The 23,547-nt window shown below is 60.1% G+C and carries 14 protein-coding genes; 6 read left to right on the top strand and 8 right to left on the bottom strand.

The genetic code is table 11. From position 1 onward, the window contains the following. Positions 1-51 precede the first annotated feature (51 nt). The 6 genes from SH664x_RS01300 to SH664x_RS01275 all read right to left on the bottom strand — a co-directional run bounded on the left by SH664x_RS01300 (position 52) and on the right by SH664x_RS01275 (position 11,000). Complete coding sequence (locus tag SH664x_RS01300; protein WP_437204350.1) at positions 52-1,428, bottom strand: DUF1501 domain-containing protein; 1,377 nt, start codon at positions 1,426-1,428, stop codon at positions 52-54. A gap of 154 nt (positions 1,429-1,582) precedes the next feature. Beyond that, on the bottom strand, positions 1,583-2,020 hold the full coding sequence (locus SH664x_RS01295) for a DUF5658 family protein (protein WP_437204349.1): 438 nt from the start codon (positions 2,018-2,020) through the stop codon (positions 1,583-1,585). A 185-nt stretch (positions 2,021-2,205) separates the two neighbouring features. Beyond that, complete coding sequence (locus tag SH664x_RS01290; protein ID WP_437204348.1) at positions 2,206-3,483, bottom strand: serine hydrolase domain-containing protein; 1,278 nt, start codon at positions 3,481-3,483, stop codon at positions 2,206-2,208. After that, the gene (locus SH664x_RS01285; RefSeq protein WP_437204347.1) at positions 3,458-3,949 is read right to left on the bottom strand and encodes a SixA phosphatase family protein; all 492 of its coding nucleotides are present in this window, start codon (positions 3,947-3,949) and stop codon (positions 3,458-3,460) included. The genes SH664x_RS01290 and SH664x_RS01285 overlap by 26 nt, the downstream gene beginning before the upstream one ends. Before the next feature lie 202 nt (positions 3,950-4,151). Further along, on the bottom strand, positions 4,152-8,063 hold the full coding sequence (locus SH664x_RS01280; RefSeq protein ID WP_437204346.1) for a PAS domain S-box protein: 3,912 nt from the start codon (positions 8,061-8,063) through the stop codon (positions 4,152-4,154). A gap of 279 nt (positions 8,064-8,342) precedes the next feature. Beyond that, positions 8,343-11,000, bottom strand: a complete 2,658-nt coding sequence (locus SH664x_RS01275; RefSeq protein ID WP_437204344.1) for a c-type cytochrome — start codon at positions 10,998-11,000, stop codon at positions 8,343-8,345. 390 nt (positions 11,001-11,390) lie between these two features. On the opposite strand from SH664x_RS01275, the gene SH664x_RS01270 reads away from it, so the two are divergent. Next, positions 11,391-13,151, top strand: coding sequence for a hypothetical protein (locus tag SH664x_RS01270; RefSeq protein WP_437204342.1), 1,761 nt, complete (start codon positions 11,391-11,393; stop codon positions 13,149-13,151). Between the two features lie 21 nt (positions 13,152-13,172). On the opposite strand, the gene SH664x_RS01265 is transcribed toward SH664x_RS01270, so the two are convergent. Next, a complete protein-coding gene (locus tag SH664x_RS01265) occupies positions 13,173-16,898 on the bottom strand; it encodes a glutamine synthetase adenylyltransferase (RefSeq protein ID WP_437204341.1) in 3,726 nt (1,241 codons plus the stop codon). Positions 16,899-17,219: 321 nt separating this feature from the next. Here SH664x_RS01265 and SH664x_RS01260 point away from each other — a divergent pair, with 321 nt between their 5' ends. The 5 genes from SH664x_RS01260 to SH664x_RS01240 all read left to right on the top strand — a co-directional run bounded on the left by SH664x_RS01260 (position 17,220) and on the right by SH664x_RS01240 (position 21,987). Then, positions 17,220-18,053 (top strand): glycosyltransferase family 2 protein, encoded by an 834-nt coding sequence (locus tag SH664x_RS01260; protein ID WP_437204339.1) that lies wholly within the window; start codon positions 17,220-17,222, stop codon positions 18,051-18,053. A 414-nt stretch (positions 18,054-18,467) separates the two neighbouring features. Continuing rightward, positions 18,468-18,962, top strand: a complete 495-nt coding sequence (locus tag SH664x_RS01255) for a MarR family winged helix-turn-helix transcriptional regulator (RefSeq protein WP_437204338.1) — start codon at positions 18,468-18,470, stop codon at positions 18,960-18,962. 44 nt (positions 18,963-19,006) lie between these two features. After that, a complete protein-coding gene (locus SH664x_RS01250; RefSeq protein ID WP_437204336.1) occupies positions 19,007-19,579 on the top strand; it encodes a YceI family protein in 573 nt (190 codons plus the stop codon). A gap of 107 nt (positions 19,580-19,686) precedes the next feature. Further along, positions 19,687-20,631, top strand: coding sequence for a hypothetical protein (locus SH664x_RS01245; RefSeq protein WP_437204334.1), 945 nt, complete (start codon positions 19,687-19,689; stop codon positions 20,629-20,631). Positions 20,632-20,793: 162 nt separating this feature from the next. After that, positions 20,794-21,987 carry a beta-ketoacyl-[acyl-carrier-protein] synthase family protein gene (locus tag SH664x_RS01240; protein ID WP_437204333.1) on the top strand — a complete coding sequence of 398 codons (1,194 nt, stop codon included), beginning with the start codon at positions 20,794-20,796 and terminating at the stop codon, positions 21,985-21,987. A 116-nt stretch (positions 21,988-22,103) separates the two neighbouring features. Here SH664x_RS01240 and SH664x_RS01235 read toward each other — a convergent pair whose 3' ends face one another. Beyond that, positions 22,104-23,174 (bottom strand): DUF4339 domain-containing protein, encoded by a 1,071-nt coding sequence (locus SH664x_RS01235; protein ID WP_437204331.1) that lies wholly within the window; start codon positions 23,172-23,174, stop codon positions 22,104-22,106. Between the last annotated feature and the right edge of the window lie 373 nt (positions 23,175-23,547).

Here is a 23,547-nt window from a genome sequence, read left to right as displayed (position 1 = left end):
TCACGTCATTCCGTGAGTGCCCGCCAGACATGACCGAGAGCGGCTCCAGACTTATGGGGCCGCTTTCTGTTTTTGAGCGTTCGTGGCGAGCAGCTGCGCGATCGGCTCGACCTCCGGTTCGACGAGCCGAATCGGACGCCCCACCGGCGACAGATTCTGGTGTGTGTGATCCACACCGATGGCGCTCATCAGCGTGGCGAGGAGTTCGTTGACAGCGACAGGCTTCTCCGTCACTTCCATGCCGGAGTCATCGGTCTCTCCGTACACCTGCCCCCCCTGAATTCCTCCTCCAGCCAGCACCGTGCTCCACGCATTGGGGAAATGATCACGTCCCCCTGTTCCGTTTATGGTCGGAGTTCGGCCGAATTCTCCCATCCAGAGCATGGTGGTCGTTTCGAGAAGTCCCCGGTCCCGCAGATCAGAGATGAGGGTCGCCCAGGCCGGATCGAGAACAGCGCTCAGATTCCGGATCGTTTCAAAGCCCGCCTGATGAGTATCCCAGCCGAGTCCCCCATTCCCCGTGGGGCTGCTGAGAGTCACTTCGATAAACGGGACTCCCTGTTCCACCAGTCTCCGCGCCAGCAGGCAGGCCTGCCCGAAGCGATTTTTTCCATAAGCAGCCCGCAGGCTGGCGGGTTCCTCATCCAGTTCAAAGGCCTTCATGGCAGTCGACTGCATCATGGTGGCCGCCTGCAGGTACGCGGACTGATGACTGGCTGTCGGGAGACCGGGCCTCTGCATCGCGAATTCCTGATCGACAAACTGCAGCAGCTCGCGTCGACCGGCAGTCCGCTGTGCGTCGACTCCTGCCGGGAGCGCTACGTTGTTGACGGACAAGGGCGCTCCGTATTCCGATTCCAGCTCCTGCCCTCGCCGGGCTTGCCGGGCCGGCTGGCCGACCTGCAGCGGTGCATATTGCGGCCCGAGAAACCCGGGACTGAAGGCCGCGGGATTGATCGAGTTCTCTGCCAGGATACTGACGTAGTTCGGAAGACCCGTTGAACTCGGCAGGGCTTCGTGCGCGATCAGCGAGCCGAGTGTCGGATACTCCAGAGGGCCCGTGGGACGATAGCCCGTCCGCAGATGAAATGCGGCGCGGCCGTGATCCCCTTCTTTGGTCTTCATCGACCGGATAATGGCCAGATGTTGGGCCTGCTGGGCGAGCAGGGGAAAATGTTCACTGATCCGGATTCCGGGGACCGACGTCTCGATGCTTTTGAACTCCCCGCCGTTTTCGTGATCGGGTTTCAGATCAAAGGTGTCGAGCTGGCTGGGACCACCGGGCATCCACAACAGAATGCAGGAGCGGGGTCGCTGCATGCGTGCAGCCGCTTCCCCGGCGAAGGTCGGGAACCAGCCGGATAAGGAGGTCGTCGAGAATCCGGCTGTCAGCAGCTTCAGCGTGTCACGACGTGAAAGATGAAACATGCAGCCTCTCCCCGCCAGGAATTCGCAATTCCTTGCAGATTACGGCATTTCCCGACAGGATCGTGAAAAGATTCCCCGAATTTTCCGCGGAATTCCGGGTCCCGGAGGGGTGGAGAATGTCGAGCCTGGCGGCAGCGGGGTGAGGCTGGGTCAACTACAGGTCGAATTCGTCCATCAGGGTCGGTGCCGGAGGATGCCAGCCCGGAAGAAACCCTTCAATCTGCAGTAGTAAAACCAGGCTGTACAGCACAACTCCAGCGGTGATCGCCGTGCTCAGCAGCAGGAGGAACCGGGCCGATCTCAGCTGCTTCACGGCGACGATCTGTGCAATCAGACAGACGAACGTCACCAGACAGAGCTTGAACAGCAGCATCCCCTTGATCGGCCCCCAGTGATTCAGAAAGTAGGCGGCAAACGGATTACTTTCTTTGAAATGCCCCGTCCAGAGCAGCAGATAAGTCATGAAGAAGTCGAGCACGTTCGCCAGAATAAAAAAACTGGTTTCGCGCTCCAGCGGCAGTTGCGAAAGAAAGAGGGAACGGAAGCTGCGCGAGGAGGGGGCTTCACGCTTTGGAGATTGCTGTTCAGGCATGGATACGGCCGATGAGTCCACAGGCATTGCAAGTCCCCCTCACGGTAATGCATCTCTCCCGGGAAATCATACGTCCGCTGCGCAGTGGCAAAAGAAAAGAATCTCTCCTGAATGCGGATTTTCAACAGGAACCGACCGGCGTCCACGACAGTCGAGGGGTTTCTCTCGCGTTCACAGCAGGAGGCCTACTCCGCCGACTCAACCGCTGCCACGACAAGGCGGACCATTTCCCCAATGGGAGCCTGTCCCTGAATCTCGCCCGGAATGGTCTGGCCTGCGCGGGCGATGACGAGGTCGAGACTGGGAATGATCACAATCCGGCTGTCGTAGAGCCCAGCCGCCCAGTAAGCATCCTGGGGGACGCCCGAGCGGGATCCGTCCGCGTTATTCCAGAATAGCAGGCCATAATGTTTGTTGGCGCGGCCGTGTCGCGCGTCTCGCTCGGACATCGGCAGAGTCGCCAGTTGCGGCTGATGCGCGGCTTCTCGCACGTAATCCGCCGGGAGCAGACGAAGACCATTCCATTCTCCTCCGCGCAGATAGAGGTAGCCCAGCCGGGCCATGGCAGAGACATTCGTGTGAATGCCCGCTCCGAATTCGCGACGGACAATGCCGTCGATCTGCTCGGGTCGATACGCGTTCTTCCGCCAGACCAGATCCTGCGGCGTGATACCGATCGGCGTAAAGATCCGCTCGAACATCAGCTCGTTCAGATCGCGGCCGTAAGCCAGAGTCAGGCATTCGGCGAGCCAGTTGGGACCGCAGTCGCTGTACATGTAAACCGTTCCCGGTTTGGCGAACAGCTCCGAATAGCCTCCCGGTTTTTCAAAGCCGGCGGTATGGGTCGCCAGCTGCCGCAAGGTCACTTCGCGAAACCACTCCTCTCCGCCGCGCGAGAGGGTCTGTTCGCCAAAGCGGGGATGATGTTTCACAGCCAGGTCATCGAGTTGCACCTTGCCGTCGAGAATTGCCATCCCCAGTGCGGTGGTTCCGTACGATTTGGTGGAAGACTTGAGATCGAACAGCTGGGCGATGTCGCCCCACGAGAAGACCTGATGGCCCCGCCGAATGATGATTCCCGCCCCCCCACCGGGAAGTGAGATGTCGCGAGCCTGTTCGAGCCGGGAGATGTTCAATCCCATCGCCGCGGGGGTCGCCTGAGGCCAGTCCTTCCCGGGGAACGGGGCGACCTGCTGTTCCTGCGCGGGGAGCAGCGTCGCAGGACCGATCACAACCAGCAGGAGTAGTGCGACAAGGCGAATTCGCAGCATGGGGCTCTCGCTTCGTTCGAAGATCAGATGGGCAGGTCGTGTCGGACCATTCCGGCCATCACCGCCGGGGCCACCGCAGGCCCGATTATAGATAATCCACACGAATTGTGTACCGTTGTCGGCACTCGGGTGACTGGAGGAGATCGTCACTTGGCCGAGGAGCCACTCAGATTTCCTTCCACCGCCAGACATGGGCCAGCTCCAGCCCCTCCCGAGTCGGAAACAGGATGTCTCGGCGAATCCTCAAACAGGCGATCGACGCCGGGGGCATCAGGACCGGCTCATCGCAAATTGAGAAGAGGAGTTCTTCCAGCTCCGGGTTGTGGCCGACCAGCAGCACCCCTCCCCGGCGGGGCATTTCCGTCAGCACCTGCTGCCAGACTTCCTGGCTGGCGGCATAGAGCCGCTGGTCGACGGTCGGCGCAGGCAAGCCCCACGTCCGCGCGACAAGTTCCGCCGTCTGCAAGGCGCGGACTGCCGACGAAGTCACGATCCGATCCAGAGGAAATCGCTGCGATTTCAGGAATTCAGCCATCGCGACCGCCTGTCGCAACCCCTTCTTCTTGAGCGGCCGATCATGATCGGGAAGGCTGGCTTCTTTCCAGCTGGATTTCGCATGCCGCATCAAAAACAGAAATGCATGAGGACGGTGAGGCATCGTTATTCTCGAAACATCCGGCCCTGGGGATTGCGCGGGGCGTCGATCACCGGGAGCGACGACGCTCCGCGCGGCGAACGACGTCGGTCATCAGAGAGTTCTGAATTCCGCTCGGTCCGTTTTCGGCCCGCAAAGTTGTACTCAGGCTGCGCAGACAACAGGCAGAGCAACAGCTTGAACGTCACGCCGGGAGAGCCTCTTATCAACCCGACGATTCCGACGGGGGACGGGGAGACGACTTGCGACGCAGCTTGCTATGAGTCAGAACCCGCTGCAGTTCTGCGAGGGAGATCGGTTTCACCAGATGCTCATCGAATCCCATGCTGCGCGAGCGGCGCCGGTCATCCTCCTGTCCGTAGCCCGTCAACGCCACGAGCAGCAGCGCGTCATTCGAGGAATCCTGCCGAATCCGCCGTCCCACTTCATAACCGTCGATTCCGGGCAGTCCGATATCGAGCAGCACGAGATCCGGACGCCACGCCGCGACCCGCTCCAGGGCCGTTTGCCCATCATGTGCGGTCTGAATTTCATGATCGCCGAGTTTGCACAGCAGCCCGGAAACGATTCTCGAGTTTCCAATGTTGTCATCAACGACAAGGATCTTCAACTTGCGGTGTCCGGTGTCGGGGGTGTCGTCCATGTCCGGCTCCTGCTGGAGTTCGGTCGTCGGCAGCTTCACGATAAATTCACTCCCCATGCCCACTCCCTGGCTGTGGACCGACACGGATCCCCCGTGCATTTCAATGAGTCGTTTCACCAGCGTCAGTCCGATTCCCAGTCCTCCCTGAGATCGATCCAGTGATCGTGTCGCCTGAGTAAAGAGGTCGAACACTCGCGGGAGCAGTTCCTGTTCGATTCCGATGCCATGATCGCGGACGGTGATTTTGACCCAGTGGCCGACGGACTCGGCAATAATCTGGATCGATGTTCCATGTTCGGAGTACTTGGCGGCATTGCTCAGCAGATTCTCGATGACCTGCACCAGTCGCACCGGGTCGGCGTAGAGCCAGACCGGTGTGGAGGGCAACTCGATGCTGACCGCTTGTCCCTGCGTTTCCAGCATGGTTCGCATGGTATTGACCGCACGGTGCACCAGCTGCGACAGCTCGACCGGTTCCTGCTTCAGCTCGATTCGTCCGCGGATAATACGGGTCACATCCAGCAGGTCATCCACGAGCCGAACCAGATGATCCACCTGCTGCTGCATGACATGCAGCATTTCGGGATCTCCCTGTTTCTCGATCGCCAGAACATCGAGCCCGCTCCGAATCGGAGCCAGTGGATTGCGCAGCTCGTGCGACAGCATCGCCAGAAACTCGTTCTTGCGGGTGTCCGCTTCCCGAATCCGGTCGTAAAGACGCGAATTTTCGATGGCGATGGTCGCCCGGTGAGCCAGATCCATCGCCACCTGCAGCTCCTCGGATCCGAACACCCTCCCCGACTCGGCGGTGGCAAAACTGAGAATCCCGTATTGCTGATCGTGGGCTGTCAGCGGGACACTGATTGTCGATTTCAGCCGCAGCTCTTTCAGCTTTGCCAGCAGCGCGGCATCGCCTTCGGCAAAGGTCTCCAGCATGGCATCCGTGATCTCTGGAATGAGCACAGGCCCGCCGGTCGAGAGGACCACCCCCGCTCCGAACGGATCGGTCGCCCGGGGCTTCCGGTGATCGCGTAGGTCCAAGGCCCAGTGCATGGCCTCTTCTTCGGCGTGGGCAATCGCCACACGCTGCAAATCGCCATCGCTTCCGAACATGTCGACGGTGCACCAGTCGGCGAAGTTCGGCACCGCCAGATGCGCCATTTTCTGCAAGGCGCTGCGGTCATCCACCAGCGCCGCCAGCGCATGGCTGGCGTCGGCCAGAAAACGGAGCATCGCCTCCGTCTGGCGACTCTGAGTGATATCGGTATTCGTTCCGAACCAGCGCTGAATGCGGCCATCGGCATCCCGCAGCGGCACCGCCTGCGCCAGATGCCAGCGATAGACGCCATCGTGACGGAGCAGTGGATAAAGGTCTTCCCAGCTTTCTCCCTCAGCCACAGCGTTCTGCCAGCTGTTCTGCACCCTGGGCAGCTCGGCAGGATCGTGTACCGACTCCCAGTCGGTCCGCTGCATTTCCGCTGCGGTGAGTCCGGTGTAATCACACCAGCGCTGGTTATACCAGAAGGGATTTCCGTCGGCATCCGCCATCCAGGCCAGCTGGGGAATCGAGTTGGCCAGCAGCCGGAACTGTTCCTCGCTTTGCTGCAGGAGTTGTTCCGCGCGTTTCCGTTCAGTGACATCCACGGCAATCCCGTAAACACCGACCCGTTCACCGCTGAGATCGAGCGCAGGATATTTCACCGTGTGGAAGTAGCGTTCTGCGCCCGGAGGACCGATCACGTCTTCGCCACTCCAGATTTCGCCCGTGGCCATGACCTGCAGATCGTGGCTGCGAAGAGTGTCGGCCAGTTCCGCAGGCAGCAGCTCGTAGTCGGTTTTCCCGACAACCCCTTCAGGATGGCCGAGTGCTTCCGCCGTGGGCGGATTGGCCACCGTGTACTTCCCCTCTGCATCTTTGACGAAGATGGCGGCGGGGGCGTTGGTCGCCAGCATCCGGAAACGTTCTTCACTTTCGCGCAGGGCAAATTCCGCCCGCTTGCGAGCCTGAATCTCTTCAATCACCGCCAGCTTGTAGCGGGGGCTGCCGTCCGGATTGCGAAGCATCACGCTGTTGACGCGGGTCCAGAAGATCTCGCCATTCTTGCGGAGATAACGTTTCTCGACCGAGTATTCGGAAATGGTCCCCGCCAGCAGCCGGCTAAAGATTTCGCGGATCGATTCGTGATCGGAGACGTCGACAATTTCGAGGAATGTTCTGTCAGCCAGCTCCGCAGCCGAATAGCCGGTGATCTCGCAGAACTTGTCGTTGACACGCAGAAACCGGCCGGTGACCGGATCATTCAGAATGATTCCGACATTGGACGATTCAAAGACTGCCCGCAACAGGTCTTCGTTCTCGCGAACTTCAATTTCGGCCTGATGTTTTTCCGAGATGTCGAGGCAGGAGCCGATGAAGCCGAGATAGTCCCCTTCACTGTTGAAATAGGGCTGCCCCCGTGTCAGCAGCCAGCGATATTCGCCATCCCGTCGCAGATAGCGGAACTCGAGCCGGGCATCGACTCGCGTTTCGAAAGCATGCTTGAGAATCTGAATACTGCGTTCCGCATCGTCCGGGTGAATCCGGGACAGCCAGCCGTGCTGCAGTTCCTGCGACACCGGTCGGCCGGTGAATTCAATCCAGGGTCGGTTGACGAACTCGCAGAGCCCGTCCGGTCCGGTCATCCAGACCAGAGCCGGAGCACTGTCAGCCAGCGTGCGGAACAGGAACTCGCTCTTCTCGAGCGCCCGCCGTGACTCCCGCTGCGCGGTCACGTCGCGGAAGACCAGCACCACACCGATCAGCTGCTGCACTTCATCCCGGATGGGGGCCGCACTGTCATCAATGGCAAACTCGGCGCCGGAGCGGGACAGCAGGATCGTGTGGTTCGCCAGTTCGACGATCCGCCCTTCCCGCAAGGCTTTGTCGACGGGACTTTCGACCGGCTGTCGGGACTCTTCATTGATAATGCGGAAGACCCGATGGAGCGGCTCTCCTTCCGCGTCCTTCAGCGTCCAGCCGCACAGATTCTCCGCAACAGTGTTCATGAACCGCACGCGTCCCTGCGTGTCGGTGACGATCACGCCGTCTCCGACACTGGCCAGCGTGGTCTGAAACCGTTCATGTTCTTCGTTCAGCTGCCGGCCCCGTCGCAACGTCCGCTCGGCCAGGAGCGACACAATGGAGCTGACGACAATGAAGACCACCATTCCGACCCACTGGGCTCCATTGGAAGGGAGCCAGGAATCACTCGGGGGAAGAATGAAGATTCCGGCGGAGAGACAGCTGAGGGCAATCGCGATGAAACCGGCACTCGATCCACCATAAGAGGCGGCCAGCGCGACCCCCAGCAACAGCGTGATGTAGGGAATATCGTCACCCACAATCGGACCGAGCAAGACCCGCAGCAAGGTCGCCGCAAAGACGCAGGCAGCTGCCACGGCGGCACTTGAGACGATTGGTCGAACCGGACGCATACGGATTTCAAGCTAGCCTGGTGACAAGGTGGGCGACGTCGTTTCATCGTAAATGGAAAATACAATCCAGCAATGGGGGTTTTGACTTTTCGACTTCCCCCCGACGGGGCCCCCCCGTTCGTTTCACCCAGCCGCCCACAGAGGGGGGCCAGTACAGAAAAAGAGCAGCACCTGTCGGGGTGCCGCTCTTTGAGAACCTTTCCGGGACTGGCTCCGATCTCTCACGGACCATGAAGCAGTTGCATTCCGGGTACAGGTCGGGAATCGTGAACATTCCGGTCAACGCCCGGCCTGGGGCGTGACAGGGGCCTGAAACATCGCAGCGTTGGCATCTCCCCGCGAGAGCAGGAACGCGAGCAGGTCCAGAACTTCTTCCTCGGACATCGTGTTGAGTAGTCCCTTGGGCATCATCGAGGCCGGGGACGGCATGATCTGCTCGATCTCGGAACGTTTGACCGGGATAATATTGTTCATGTTCAACATATCCGGATAAATGAAAATTGTCGTGCCATTGTGCTTGGCGGTTCTCCCGACAATGACCTTGCCATCCGTCGTCAGAATCTGCACGGCGGCGTACTGGTCGCTGATGGCCCGGCTCGGCTCGACAATCGATTCCAGAATCGCGTTGGCATCAAACCGACCGGCAAGACCGGTCAGGTCGGGCCCCAGGGCGCCCCCGTTCCCCTGCATCTGATGGCAGGAAAAGCATTGCCCGGCGCCGAACATCTTGCGACCCTGTTCGAAGTTGCGTCCCTTCAGCCCGGCCTTGGCCAGCTCCTGCAACTCGGTCAGAGTCCAGTCCTTCACAAACGGGCGGGTCTCCACCGGAGCCTCGAAATTCTTCTTGGTGGCGTCCTTGATAATGGCCTGAAGAGGTTCAAGTTCTTCCTTCGTCAGCGGTTCGGTGGCTGCCTTCCGGATATCGTCGATGTAGAGCCGGAAGCTCGCCCCGCCATGAAAGCCGCGGGATTTCACAAACCAGTTGAAATACCGTTCGCGCAGTTCCGGAGTCCAGCCGGTGCGGAGTTGACTGAGCGCTTTGGCGTACTGCACCTGTTCGATTGGAGACGGTGCCGATTCCAGCAGTTCAACACCCGCCGCAGCAGTTCCCGGCGCCTGCAGGAACACCAGCAGATCGAGAAGCATGGCATTGCCGGGGAAGGACTTGGCCGGCAGTGTCCCTTCAAACTGATTGACCAGTGCCTGATGAACCTCTTCCTGAGGAGCACCGAACCGCAACAGCGTCAACTGCAGCACCCGCAACGCCGCCAGCTTCTCCTCCGGAGTCAGCTCACTCAGTTTCAATTCGCCCAGCGAGGTCAGAATTCCGACCTGCAGGGCAGTCGCCATCCCGGTCGGGCCGACGTCGGTCCCGTCCCATTTCGGCAGGGGAGTATCGACCGCCAGTTCCGGATCTTTGGTGGGACGGGTCTGCTTGCGGGCCAGCGCCATCAAGGCTTCAATCTTTGCGCGCTTCCGGGTTTCATTCAGCGCCCGGGTGGCCCATTCGGCTTGAGGCCGATGTTCGATGGCGGTGCGGGCCGCGTAACGGATGGCCGGATCTTCATGATTCAGGGAGGGCCAGGCGATCTCAACCGCGTTCGGGTGATCACCCACGTGCAGGGCTTCGAGCGTGTGGCGAAGTTGGCGCTGATCTGCAAACTCGGGCTGTCGGCCATCCACCGGCGCGGTGGATTCTGATCCGGTATAGGTAATTCGAAAGAGCCCGGACTGGATCTTGCGACCCCCGGTCGTGAAGTACAGTGCGCCGTCGACGGGGTTCACAACCACATCGGTGAAGGGGAGCGGCGTTCCGGAAACGAACTCTTCAAAGGTTGCCCCATAAGTGGAACCCTTCGGCTCGAGGTGCAGTGCGTACAGCTTCCCGTACGACCAATCGGCACAGTACAGGGCCCGCTGATATTTCGCGGGAAATTTTGCCTGATAACCAAAGTTCACGCCGGTGGGAGATCCGGGTCCGATATTGGCCACCGGCGGCAGGGTGTCGGCATAATATTCCGGGAACTTGGCGCTCCCGTTCCGCCAGCCGAAATCGACACCGCTCAGCAGATGGCAGACCCGTGTCGGCCGGTACCAGGGGGTGTTGACATCCCATTCCATGTCGGCATCAAAGCCGAACAGTTCACCGTCGGCATTGAAGTCCATGTCGTAGGTGTTGCGCAGGCCGGTCATCACCATTTCCCATTCCCGGCCTTCGAAGTCGGTCCGGACGACAAAGCCTCCCGGCGCGGGAACATCACGCATGAAGCCTTTACCGTAGATGCGCGGCAGGAGGACATCTTCATCCCAGATCGCAGGGACACGCGAAGACGTAAAATCCCTGGGAGGGCACTTGTTGCCGCAGATGATGTACAGCGACTTTCCATCCGGAGCCAACCGCACAGCATGAAAGCCATGTTCTCCGGTGGAACCGGGACCGAAGTCCCGCAGGGTCTTGACGGTGTCCAGCTGATCGTCGCCATCGGTGTCGAGCACCTGATAAAGACCCGACGTGTAATTCTTCGCCTTGTTCACAACCACATACAGGCTATTGTTGGCCCACAGCAATCCCTGAGCCTCACCCAGCGGGACATCTATTTTTTCGATTTTGATTTCGGTGGTGTTCTCAATCCCGGGCGGGGTGACACGGAACAGTCCCCCATCCTGATCGCAGACAATCAGGCGGCCGCGCGGATCCGTGCACATCGAGACCCAGGAGCCTTCCTGATCGCGCGGGACCGAATACAGCAGCTCCGCCTTGAATCCCGGACGGACCTGAATCAGCTCGACCGGTGTCGCCAGAGTCGACTCAAACTCGATTTTCTTCGGTTCTGACGTCGACTGAGGTGTTCCCTCTGCAGCGCGGCACTCGACGGCCAGCGACAGGATCAGCCCGATCATCCACAACGATTGCCGCAAGTGTTTTCCGCTCAACACCGTTCCCATTCCTTCCAGAGATCTCGCCACAGAATGAACCCGAAGGTTCTTGAATCAGCCGCAGCTGATTCGACACAGATTAACAGAAAATTGCATCGCCTGCAGTCAGGTCCGCCCCCATTTTGGATCGTGACCGCACACAAGCGACCGACATTGCGTCATCCGCTCCGCAGGTCACTACTGATTCACATACATCCTCTGGCAGACAGTCGCCGGACGATGAGCGAAGGGTCCCGGCGAAATGATCATGGGATTTCCGCAAACAGGTCCGATACGTTAATTTCACTCCCTTCCCACGGCCCGAGGCGCCGGCCCGCAGCCATGTCCCTGTCCGGTCCCGGCTGCCGCAAACTGAATGCATGAACCCGCTTCGATAGCACCATCCTCTCCATGAATCTTCCTGCTGCTGAATTGTTACCGGACCAGTCTGCAACACGCGAATCGCCGTGGGTCCGGTGGCTGTTTGCAGTCGCGGTGCTGCTCACCTGCGGTCGGATCATGGCCATGAACCAGACAGACCCCGACCTGTGGGGACATGCCCAATATGGGAGAGACCTGCTGCGGGAGGGGACTCTTCCAGAGACCGCCACCTGGACCTACACCTCGGTTGGTTTCCCGTGGGTGAATCACGAACTGATCGCCGAGATCACCACCGCCTGGGCGCTCGACCAGTGGGGAACGGTCGGCCTGACTGTGGGCAAGTATCTGATCAGCCTGTTCATTATCGGCCTCATTTACTGGAACGGTCGACGCCGTGGAGTGCAGAGCTGGTTGATGGGGTTCATCTGTCTTGTCTCCGCGCTGGCCATGGAGTTTCACTGGCACTTTCGTCCACAGGTGCTGGGTTATCTCTTCTTTGCGATGGAAATTCTATTGCTGTCATGGTGCTTCGAAGACTGGCGACCCGCCACGCCGAAGGAACGATTCCGCACGAGCCGGCTGCACTGGCTGTTTCTGCTCCTGCCGCTGATGACTCTCTGGGCGAATTCCCACGGGAGTATCGCCGCCGGCGTCGGTGTTGCGATCGCCATGCTGGCGCTCCGCTCGCTCGAAGTTCTGGTTTTTAAAGTCCAGCACCGCACGGTTGATGAAGCCGCACCCGCAGCAACTGGGTGGGGCACGCACGCGCTGCTACTGGCGCTGGGACTGGGAGTCATCGGAGCGGCCCTGGTGAATCCGTACTGGTTCGGAATGTATCGCTGGATGTGGGAAGCCCTGAGTGTCCCTCGTCCGGAGATTCAGGACTGGGGCTGGTTGCCCTTCTGGACCGCATCACGTGAAAGCCTGTGCTGCTGGATCATCCTGCTCACTTTCGGCCTGGCAGTCTGGCAGAGCCGGAACCGGGACTGGCCGAACATCATCATCTTCCTGCTGATTGCCTGGGAATCGATTCGACATATCCGGCACCTGCCGATGCTGGCCATGATGTGGGGCTTTTGTTTCGCCCTGCCGCTGGAAGAGCTGCGACGAACGTTGAGCCGCCAGCTGCAGGCTCATTCAACGGCAGATGCCGCGCCGGCGACAGTCTCTTCCGGCCGACAGAACGTGCTGACGATCCTGTTGATCCTGTGGATTCTCGCGGCAGCGGTGCTGACCTGGCCCCGTCTGGCCCATATCGAAGTTCCGCGCGAAACGTATCCGGTCGACGCCTTCCGGTTCCTGACCGAACGGCAACTTGCTGGCCGCACGATCGTCACGTTCAACTGGGCACAGTATGCCATCGGCCTGTTCGCAGCCACGGGACTCGATTCGACGGTCAGTTTCGACGGCCGGTTGCACACCTGTTATTCGCACGAGGAGCAGGATCGTCACTTCGATTTCATTTTCGGCGCCGACTACACCGGTCCGCGCAATCGAAGTCCTCTGTCGGGGCCGATCGATCCGACTGAAACACTGACGACGGGCGACCCTGAGATCGTGATTGTCAGTCGTCGGCAACAACCTTCGGTCCGGACCATGGAAAGCCAGACGGAGTCTTGGGTGAAGCTGTATGAAGATCCGCTCGCCCAGATCTGGGGCCGTCGGGATCTGTTCGATGAACCGTCCAGCCCCCGTTATCTCCCTCCGGATCAACGGGTGATGACCGATGAACCGCTGGAAGGCTGGGTCAGCTATCCGGCCTTCCCGGTGTCGCTCCCCGCGGAGGACTGACTGCTTGAGAAAGCTGGCGACTCAATGCGAGAGGCGTCGCTCGCTGGCGGAGTCGTCGCGCGGTCGTCGTGTCCGGGGAGTACGTTTCATCAGCGATTCGAGCGATTTCGAGAGCTCGACGACGTGCCGCGTATGCGTTTCGAGGTCGACCTGCAGTTGATCGACCTTGGAATCGTAATTCAGTCGCCGGGCGAGGTAGAGAAACTCATCGCTCCCCTGGGGGGGAACGGCCAGATCGCTCGCATCGCCCCGGACCATCCGCAGGGCATCGATCAGTCTCCGGAAGAACCGATAAGCATCCCGCAGGCGCACACGGACATCGCCTGTCAGCAGCCCATGCTGCTCAAGAGCCTTCATCGCTTCCCGGGTGTTGGGTTCGCGGATCGACGGATCGAGATGCCCGAACGTGATCTGCAATCCCTGAACAAGATACTCGCAGTCGACCAGTCCCCCCGGACTGAGCTTGGCGTTGAACGTTCCCGCCCGGACGAGCTGACGGTTCTGCTTCTCACGCATGGCCCGCATGGCAGCGACGTCGAAGGGGGTGCCGCGATAGATCAGGGCATCGCGGGTGTCAATCACCTTCTGCCCGAGACCCTTGTCACCACTGATCGGACGCAGTTTGACGAGCGCCTGCCGTTCGTAAGGCCACGCGGGACCTGCGGGGTCGAAATATTTGGCGAAGCTCTCAAAGGAGACCGCGCGGCTCCCGGCCTTGCCGAAGGGACGCAGTCGCAGATCGACTTCGAAAATCCCCTTGCGCTTGGAATGAATACTGTGCTGAAACAGTTCGACAAGCCGTTGATAGAACTCGAGATTCGGTATGACCTGCGGACCGGTCGTCTCGCCTTCCCCATCGTAGATGAAAATCAGTTCAATATCGGACGCATAGCCGAGTTCCCGTCCCCCGAATTTTCCCAACGCACAGACACTCAGGGCTGAGGCACCGCTCGTCGTGCGGGGCTCACCATGGACTTCAGCCAGTTCTTCATGACAGATGCGGCAGGCCGCTTCCACAACGACCTCCGCCACGTGCGTCAACTCACGGGCAAACATGCCGAACTTGTCCTGCAGCCCCAGAATGTGCCGCATGTCCACCCGCATCATTTCGCGGTCTTTGAAGGCATTCAGCACCTGGCGCCGCTCAGCAGGAACCGCCGCAGCCAGCAGTCCTTTCAGCTCCCGGGCGAGCGATTTGCGGTCGCGGGCCTGCTGCAGACCTTCCACGTTGGTGACCACAGGAAACAGATTTTCGTGCTGCAGCCGCAGGAAGTCGTCCCACAGAAAATCACTGATCCCCAGCAGTTTGGCGAGTGCCGCAAGAACTTCCGAATCCTGTAGAGAACCGAGCTGATCCAGCCAGTTCGGCTGACGGAACAGGTTCTCGACAAATTCCTGAAAGTGGACCAGCGCCGCTTCGGGATTCGGTGATTGCGGCAGCAGATGAGTGAAGTGCTTGATCAACACGATCGCAGCGCGCAGTTCATTCAGCCGGGCGTGTGAACGCTCACGCTGACCATGGCTGTGTGCCACGTGCAGGGTATCGATCACCTGATGACCGACCGACTGCACCGTCATCCGGTTGATGGACCATCCGCTGACGGCGATGGCATTGGTCAGTTCGTACAGGAACCCCGGCGTGTCGTCCGCCCGGATGTTCAGAATGGTCGTTTCCTCTTCGGGACGATCTTCGATTTCGATCTCCACAGGGAGCAGCGTAATCGCTGCAGGCCGGGAGCCTTCAATCGCAGAAGCCACTCGCCGGGCCAGTCGACCCTGTGATTCCCGAAAGCCCACCTCACCCGCGAGACGGACGAGTTCCTGCAACTCCTGTTCGAACCGCAGCCAGGTCGAGTCCTGTTCCTCCGTTACAGGTTGCGTCTTGCGGACCCGGAAGACATTCACAAACTTCCGTTTTCGACTTCTCGACGATCGACGTGACGGTTCCGTGGGGCCGGATGCCGATTTGACGGCGGACGTCTCCACGTCGGCTCCGGTGAACACATTTCCCGATTCAATGTCGTAGCCGTACGCGAAGAACAGTCCGCAGATGGCGGAAAGATCTCCGAGCCGATCGAACCCGACGATGGTGACCTGTTGTCTCTCCGCATCCAGCCGCTTGGCCTGAACCCGAATGCTGCGGTCGGCCGATAGCTCATTCAGCAGCAGCACATGCTGATGGGCATCTTCCGGAGTGAAGGTCTCGTGATAACTGGCGGCCGCCTGTCCGAAGTGCAGATCGACCGGGCTTTGCAGCGTGGTGCTGTCGGTCGACGCGCGAGGGTCGAGGTAGCGTTCGAAGATCTCCCGCACTGACCGCGTGTGCAGCTCATACTGCTCGACAAACGTTTTAGAGTTCGGAAAATCGAGCCGTCGCGCCAAATACGCCAGTCCCCGCGGTGACTTGGGTAGGAGGTGTTCCTGCTGGTTATGCATCAGCTGCAGCGAGTGCTCGATCGTCCGCAGCAGCAGATAACCACCCGTCAGCCGACGGTATTCTTCCGGCAGGATCAGTTCGGCATCCACAAGTCGAATCAGACCGTCGAGCGTGTTGATGCTGTGAATCTCGGGGGTGTTACTGCCGTGAATCAGCTGCAGCAGTTGCGTCACAAATTCAATATCGCGAATGCCACCCGGCCCCCCTTTGACTTCCCCCCAGCGATGGCCGCGACGTTCGAGATGCTCTTCGATTTTGCGCTTCATCTGACGGACATTCCGCCGGGCGGCATCGGGATCGATATCGAACACGAACGGTCGCAGCCGTTCGATCAGTGATTGTCCCACCGTCAGGTTGCCTGCGATCGGCCGGGCCTTCAGCAGCGCCTGCTTTTCCCAGAGTTGCCCATGCTTGCGGAGATAGTCGACATAGGCATCGGCCGTAGTGACGAGCGGGCCGGCATTCCCCCAGGGACGCAGCCGCATATCGACCCGATACAGAAAGCCCAGCTCGCTGACGTCCGCCAGCGTCCGGATCAGCTTCTGCCCCAGGTTCCAGTAACGTTCCGCTCCCTGTTCACAGACGAAGACGAGGTCAATGTCGGAGCTGTAGTTCAGTTCTTCGCCTCCCAGCTTGCCGAAGGCGAGGACGCAGAAATCGTCGACCGGCAGTCCTTCCAGTGCGGCGACCTGTTCGAGCGAAACCTGTACCAGTGAATCGGCGAGCAGGGCCAGCTGCAACGTCACCGTCTTCAGGTCCATCAATCCGAAGGTGTCGCAGGCCGCCAGCCGCAACAATTCCCACTGCTGAAACCGGCGCAGTTCATTCATCACCTGTTTGAGAGTCCCTGCCTGCTGCAGTTCCAGTCGCCCCTGCTCGACAAAGTCTGACCGGCTCTTGAATTCGGCCAGGCGTTTATGCTCTGTCAGACGATCGAGGTAAGTCGGGGTCCGCAGCAGGATTTCGGTCAGAAACTGACTGCCGACAAACAGCTTGACGAGAATTTCGATGGAGCGCGGCTGTTCCGCCAGCGTGCGGAACAGGTGCTCGCGACTCTCGACACATTGCAGATAACGCTGAAAGTTGAGGAGTGAGCCATCGGGGGTGGCGGCCTCGGTCAACGTGTGCAGCAGCGCCGGCAGCATCCGCGCACACAGTTCCCGTTCTTCCTCGGTCTGGCAGAGGGACTGAAAACGGAGCAGGGCTCCGGGCAGATCTTCAAACGCGACCGAATGCAACGCCTGCAGAGCCGTCTCTGAGGGACTGGATTGCGGACTCAGCAAGGTCAAAGCCGCATCGCGATCAATCATCAGCCATCCGCAGACGTGTCAGTCCTCCGACAGAGGCCGGAAGATCATTCTGGTTAAAAGGGTTCTGCCGGTTGCATCTTTCAGGAATGCATCGAAGAATAGCGTTCTCAGAAGTTGATCAGGAATCGGTCGGCGGTCCCACCCGCATCACGATTCCTGCAGTTTATTCTACGTTTTCCGGGGAATCCAAGCGGAGAGTCGAATTCCTGAAATTCATGCTCACGGAATGCTTGCGAAACCAATATTTCGGCAGCAATGGTAAAGTGCTGCGGTCGCCCCGACTGTCAGTCAGCCAGATCGCAGCGACCAGGACACCCATCTATGACCGACTTCAATACTCCTCCCTCTTCCCAGCCCTATACCCGCAGTTGGTATGAGCACCTGGAAAGAACTCTCGGCGCCGGGCCCTGCCGGCAGCTGGGCATTTACGCCCTGCCGGAGAACTTTGTGCTGTCCGTGGTGATTCCGGTCTACAACGAACGCAATACACTGCCGGTGCTGCTGGAGCGGGTCCGACAGGTCCCGATCCGGAAAGAAATCGTCCTGATCGATGACTGCAGCCGGGATGGCACACGCGATCTGCTGAAGGAGTATGCCGAGCGGGACTGGAATGATCCGCTGAACAAGATGTCGGTCCATTTTCATGATGTGAATCAGGGGAAAGGGGCTGCGGTCCGCACCGGTCTCGGCAAAGCGACCGGCGATGTCATGATCATTCAGGATGCCGACCTCGAATATGACCCGGGAGAAATTCCCCGGCTGCTGCAGCCGATTGTGGAAGGTCGCGCGGATGTGGTGTTCGGCAGCCGCTTTCTCGGAGACCAGCCGCATCGCGTGCTGTACTTCTGGCACTATGTCGGCAACAAGGTGCTGACGACCCTCTCTAACTGCTTCACCAATCTGAACCTCACCGACATGGAGACCTGCTACAAGCTCTTCACGCGCGAGGTCATTCAGAAGATTCAGCCGAAGCTGGTGCAGAACCGCTTCGGAATCGAACCGGAGATCACCGCCCGCGTCGCCAAACTGAAGTGCCGGATCTTCGAGATGTCGATCAGCTACGACGGCCGCACCTACGCGCAGGGGAAGAAGATCGGAGTCAAGGACGGCTTTCAGGCTCTGTACTGTATTGTCCGCTACGGACTGGGCGACTGAGCTGCGGTTCGGACGCACAGTTCTCCCGCCCGGCCGGCGTCGCCATTCTTCCATGCGCGCAACGCCGGTTGCGGCTGTGCCAGTTGCGTCTCGCTTCATTCTGAATCCGGATCGACGGCTCCACACGTCGCCACCGTGACTTGTGGTGCGAGTCGAAGTCGCTCCCCGCCGCCAATCGCAGGCGACTCTAAAATCTTCGCCACCCCGCAGGGAGTCTCGGGAGCGATCGCTTAAACCTGCGCAGAATCTTTGCCTGCGGGCTGCCAAAACCACTCTGCCCGGCAAGAAGGTGAGCAGCCCCATCCCGTCGCTTTCAATCTCCCGAGACCACCTCCAGAAATCTCTTGACACATCAATATCTGACACGTAAGATATCGATGCGTCACACAAATAGACGAGCATGACCACCTCACCATGACTACCTCCCTGCGGGAAGATCTGAAAAAGCGAGGCCCCTTCGCTTCACGCGAACAGGAGCTGATGATCAGCCTGGCACGCACCACCGATCGGCTCGGTTTTCAGCTGGAAAAACTGCTCGCTGACTACGGCCTGACCGGCTCGCAATTCAATGTGCTGCGCATTCTGAACGGCGAAGGACGTCCCCTGCCGGTGCAGGAGATTGCCAGCCGGACCATCCAGGTCGTTCCCGGAATCACCGGACTCATCGACCGGCTGGAGAAAGCAGAACTCGTTCAGCGCAGCCGGTCCACCGAAGACCGGCGGGTGATCTTTGTCTCGATCACCCCCAAGGCGAAGTCACTGCTCAAGAAGATTGAACGGCCGCTGCTGGAACGGGAGAAACAGTTGCTGGGATCTCTTTCGGCAGCTGAACAACAGCAAATGATCTTGCTGCTGGAAAAAATCCGGCAGGGGTCGCTGCAGGAGCTTTCACCCAAGTCTGTCCGTTAAAATCACGTTACTTGTCTGCACACTCACTCTGTCAGGAGAATCCCATGAAGTTGCTGACTCGCGTTTCCCTGCTGGCTCTGGTGCTTGCTGCCGGTCAATCCGCCTTCGCGGGCGAGAAATACAACATTGATCCGGCGCATTCGGATGTCTCGTTCAAGATTTCTCACCTGGGACTGGCCCGCATTCTGGGCCGCTTCAACGACATCAGCGGCAGTTTCGAGGTCGATGCCGCCAACCCGCAAAAGTCCTCGTTTGTCATGACGATCAAGACCGACAGCATCGACACCAACCAACCCAAGCGCGATGAGCACCTGAAGAGTCCTGACTTCTTCAATGTGAAGCAGTATCCGACCGCCTCGTTCAAAAGCACTTCCGTCAAAGCGGTTGACGGGGGATTGGATGTCACCGGCGATTTCACTCTCCACGGGGTCACCAAGCCGGTGACCCTTCGACTGCAGGGTGGGGGAGCGGCAGAATTCCCTCCCGGTGTGCAGCGAACCGGCTACACCGCCGAGTTCGTCCTGAAGCGGTCGGACTTCGGTATCGACAAGTTCGCTGAAGTGGTCGGCGATGAAGTGGCGGCCTCGGTCAGCTTCGAAGGAACGAAAGCCAAGTGATCTGACAGGGGGACAGGGCTCAGTCGAAAAGGACTGGGCCCTGTTTCTTTGGCTACGACGAGGAAGCCCTGTGCCGATTTGCCATTCCAGCTGAATCAGGTCTCTCCATGCCCACTCCGCAACTGATCCTCGGAACCTTTGGCGTCGCTCTGCTGGTCTCACTCGTTGTGGACCTTTGCGGTGCGTTGCTGACGGTCAGACGGTCAGAAGCCGTGCGCCGGATCGTCCCGATTGTCGGTCTCGCGCTGGGGCTGATCGCCGGATTGATCTGGATGTCCTTCCGCCCGCACTGGCCTCCCCGGGAAGATCAGGACCGCCTGGCGCTGCTGCTCCTGCCCGGCCTGCTTCTGTTGGAACTGCTTGCCGGACTGACTTCGTCCCACCAATGGCTCGGCCACGTGCTGCGACTGGGATTCAGTGTGGTGACGTTACCGGTTCTGCTGTGGGGAAGCGTATACGTCCCAGCCACGTTCTCGGGCAGTTCCACGAGCTGGCCGGAATTCATCGGCCTGCTGACTGCAGCGGCTGCAGCCTTGGCGGCGGTCTGGTTCGGGCTGTTATGGTCGAACGCCAAATCAGGAGGTCGAGGAAACGTCCTGCTGGTGAGCGTGGTTCTCGTCGCCGCTGGCCTCATGGTCATGCTGTCGGGCTACGCCAGCGGCGGGGTCCTCGCCTTTCCTCTTTCGGGTACGATCGCGGGCTGTTGGCTGGCGGCTTTGATCTGGAAGAAGCCTGACTTTCGAGCCGCGACGAGCTTCGGTGTCGTGGGGGTGTTCTCGATCCTCGCAATCGGAGTCGCCTTTGGGGAACTGCCACTTCGAACCGCCGGAGTGTTCTGGGGACCGCTGGGGCTCAGTGTGTGGTGTGATCTGCTGTTCAGGACCGCATCCCCCCGCAGACGGGAAGCCATGAGATTTGCACTGGTCCTCCTGCCGGTTCTCCTCAGCACGGGTATGACGGTAAGGCAATTCGCCAAAGCCTCAGCGGTTCCTGCCCCCTCGGGAGCACCGTCAGATGTTTCTGTCGACGACTACCTGAACTACCGCCCCTGAGACGCCGACCACCGGAGAACCCTCACGCCCGGCAGAGGGCAAACAAAGATGCCCGCCCGGGAAATCGGTGAAGTTGATTTCGCCCGCCGGTGAGTCCATAGTTGATGTTTGCATTCCTTGTCGCATCAACTCTGCTTTAATTGCCAGCGTGGGGGTCTCCTGTTGAATCGGGTTCGCATAGCCGTAACCGGCGTCGGACTCGTGACGCCGCTGGGGGCCAGCCGCGTCGACTCCTGGAAACGCCTGCTGGCTGCGGAACGGGCCGGGGTGTGGCTCCCCGATTCTCCGGAGCAGCATCCGGCACCGCGACTGTTCGGAGCCCCCGTCCCCGGCGACTTCGGTGGACAGGCCCGTCTGATCTCCTTCGCCAGCCACGCAGCGCGGGAGGCGGTCCAGCAAGCGAAGCTCACCCGCGCGCAACTCGAACAGGCCGCCGTGGTGATCGGAACCAGCAAGGTCGATCTGCAACAGGTCGACGATCTCTGGCGATGTCCCGACGCAACGGATACAACTGAACTGTGCCACTCGTTCCTTCCGAGTACGGCCGCGAGCAGGGTCGCCGCCGAATTCGGCTGCAAAGCCGGCTCACTGGCTCCCGTGGCCGCCTGCGCAACCGGGCTTGTCAGTCTGATTCGCGGTGCCAATCTGATTCGCGAAGGGGTCACGACAACGGTCCTGGCTGGAGGAGCCGACGCCTCGCTGCATCGGGGTCTGCTGGCCAGTTATCGTCGACTCGGAGTTCTCGCCCGCCCCGAGCCCGACCCCGCTTCCGCCTGTCGGCCGTTTGATCGCCGACGGTCCGGATTCATCGTCGGTGAAGGGGCCGGAGTTCTCGTCCTCGAAGAATGGAATCAGGCGATCGAGCGTGGGTGTCATCCACTGGCGGAATGGGTCGACGGACTCGTGGGAAGCGATCCGAGTGGACTGACCGGAGTGGACACTTCCGGAGAAGCACTCGCCGCATTACTGCGAAGACTGATCCTCCGGACCCGCGTCGACCTGGACTCTGTCGATGTCGTCAATCTGCATGGGACAGCCACGAAATTGAACGATCACGCGGAAGCCCACGCACTGCAGCGTTTGTTCGGCCCGCTGCAAAGCCGGTTGGATTGCTTTGCCCTGAAAGGGGCGATCGGACATTTGATGGGAGGAGCGGGAGCCGCGGAGTCGGCTGCCTGCGTGCTGGCGCTGGCGGATCAGCTGATTCCCCCCACTGCCAACCATGCAGAGCCCGATCCGGACTGTGGCCTCCGCTTCACAACAGCCACCCGGCGACGTCCCTTCGATCACGTCCTGAAAGTGTCGCTCGGATTCGGGGGCCATCTGGCAGCGGGACTCTTCCGCAGAGCGCGATAGTGCCGAGGGCTCGCTCTGATCCCCTTGCAGCACGATTCTTGCCGAAACAAAAGAACCGTTCCGCATCGAGAGATGGGGGTGATCCTAACTCAGATGGTCTCGTCGCGAATGCGTCTTCAACGCTCTCCAGAGCCTGACAGACTGCACTCCGATCCCTGCCCCGGGGGACTCAGAACAGAGGGATGATCAGCCGGACTCGTGGCCGAGCGTTTTGAATTGCTTTCGGTGAGAATAATCCGGCAGGAACGGACTCCCGTGTTTGCCACCGGCTGGCTGTAGTGCCAGGGAGCGGTGGGATCTTCCCGTCGGGCGAGATGACGCATCGGGCGCCCACGCCTTGAATCGAATGCCGTGAACTGCAGGGTCAGCTGATCGATAAACTGTGCCGATTCCTGCCGATCGAGTGCCGCCGGTACACCTGCAATGCAGAGTGGGTGCGGGCTTTCGAACTCCGACATGCGATCGACTCGGTGCGATTGAAAGAGTGACAGTTCACCGGCCCGGGCGAAAATCAGCTCCAGTCCATCCGGAGACAGAGTGGGATTTGATTCCCGGGCGGTGCTGTTGACGGCACGCAGGGGACGTGGAGGAGAGAAATCGCTGAGGAGATGAGGACGCTCCGCGAGAAACAGATCTTCGAAGCCCTCTCCATCGGAATATTGAGAGTACACTGCGCAGAGCCGATCAGAGCTGAAGGTCACGTCATCGGCTGACGCGCCGGGCTCCAACTCCGAGGGCCGCTGCGAGAAGCGGGTGGTTCCCATCGGCGATGCCTGCAGCAGCCCCTCCCCGGCTTCGATCTGCAACTCAAGGTCCGGCATGACTGACGCCACAACCCGCGGAGAACGGAGCTGCCAGTAAGCTTCGAGCAGACAGAGTTGCAGCACCAGAAAGATTCCCCCTCGTACGATTCGATGCCGGTCCGGACACAACGCTCGCTTGACCGGGAAGAGGTCAGAACATGGCTGGACAGGGAACTGGTCTCTCGGCGAGAAGAATGCCTCCGGCTGTGGCTGCGGGACGGGCAGCAGACCCGGAATGTTGTCGACTCGCTCCCAGTCCTCCTTGTCCTCTGGCCGAACCAGATCGGAAGGGAGGAGTTCTCCCCGCGCAGCCCGCGCGGTGAGCTCTTTGAACGGAAACGGCCCATGTTCTTCATCTGTGAAGCAGTACCAGTTCGAGGGCATAGCGAAGAGACACCGGTCGCGAGAGAAAGATGTGAGTCGAACCCCGGAGAGCGTGCGCTTGAGCAGGTCGCCTCTTCTGCTCCCCACGGAAGACCCAAACACGTGCCGGGGTGCACGTGGCGGTAATGACGCAAATCAGAAGAGGACCGCCGGACCACCCCGTGGAAACTCCGCTGCCGCAGACGGGTGATCCGCACATGATGCCGTGAGAGAAATTTGATTTCTCATCGACCCGTTCCCGTCACACCGGGTTCTGCTCATGATCACTTGAGCCAGTCGCTGCCCGGGCACGGGACAAGGCAACCTGCTTCAGGTACTCCCACATCCTCTGTCGGGCCTGGCCAGAAAGAAAACGTTGTCTGACGACCGGATG

Origin of the sequence: Planctomicrobium aquicomposti (assembly GCF_051466325.1) — a bacterium.
In the GTDB taxonomy this organism is placed as follows: Bacteria; Planctomycetota; Planctomycetia; order Planctomycetales; family Planctomycetaceae; genus Planctomicrobium.
Note: the sequence above shows the minus strand (reverse complement) of the source record. Positions and strands in the feature narration are given on the sequence as shown.

Coding starts and splice junctions, on each gene's coding strand:
- SH664x_RS01270 (WP_437204342.1), top strand. CDS start 11,391: ATGAATCTTCCTGCTGCTGAATTGTTACCGGACCAGTCTGCAACACGC.
- SH664x_RS01280 (WP_437204346.1), bottom strand. CDS start 8,063: ATGCGTCCGGTTCGACCAATCGTCTCAAGTGCCGCCGTGGCAGCTGCC.
- SH664x_RS01285 (WP_437204347.1), bottom strand. CDS start 3,949: ATGCCTCACCGTCCTCATGCATTTCTGTTTTTGATGCGGCATGCGAAA.
- SH664x_RS01290 (WP_437204348.1), bottom strand. CDS start 3,483: ATGTCTGGCGGTGGAAGGAAATCTGAGTGGCTCCTCGGCCAAGTGACG.
- SH664x_RS01255 (WP_437204338.1), top strand. CDS start 18,468: ATGACTACCTCCCTGCGGGAAGATCTGAAAAAGCGAGGCCCCTTCGCT.
- SH664x_RS01250 (WP_437204336.1), top strand. CDS start 19,007: ATGAAGTTGCTGACTCGCGTTTCCCTGCTGGCTCTGGTGCTTGCTGCC.
- SH664x_RS01300 (WP_437204350.1), bottom strand. CDS start 1,428: ATGTTTCATCTTTCACGTCGTGACACGCTGAAGCTGCTGACAGCCGGA.
- SH664x_RS01245 (WP_437204334.1), top strand. CDS start 19,687: ATGCCCACTCCGCAACTGATCCTCGGAACCTTTGGCGTCGCTCTGCTG.
- SH664x_RS01260 (WP_437204339.1), top strand. CDS start 17,220: ATGACCGACTTCAATACTCCTCCCTCTTCCCAGCCCTATACCCGCAGT.
- SH664x_RS01295 (WP_437204349.1), bottom strand. CDS start 2,020: ATGCCTGAACAGCAATCTCCAAAGCGTGAAGCCCCCTCCTCGCGCAGC.
- SH664x_RS01265 (WP_437204341.1), bottom strand. CDS start 16,898: ATGATTGATCGCGATGCGGCTTTGACCTTGCTGAGTCCGCAATCCAGT.
- SH664x_RS01235 (WP_437204331.1), bottom strand. CDS start 23,174: ATGCCCTCGAACTGGTACTGCTTCACAGATGAAGAACATGGGCCGTTT.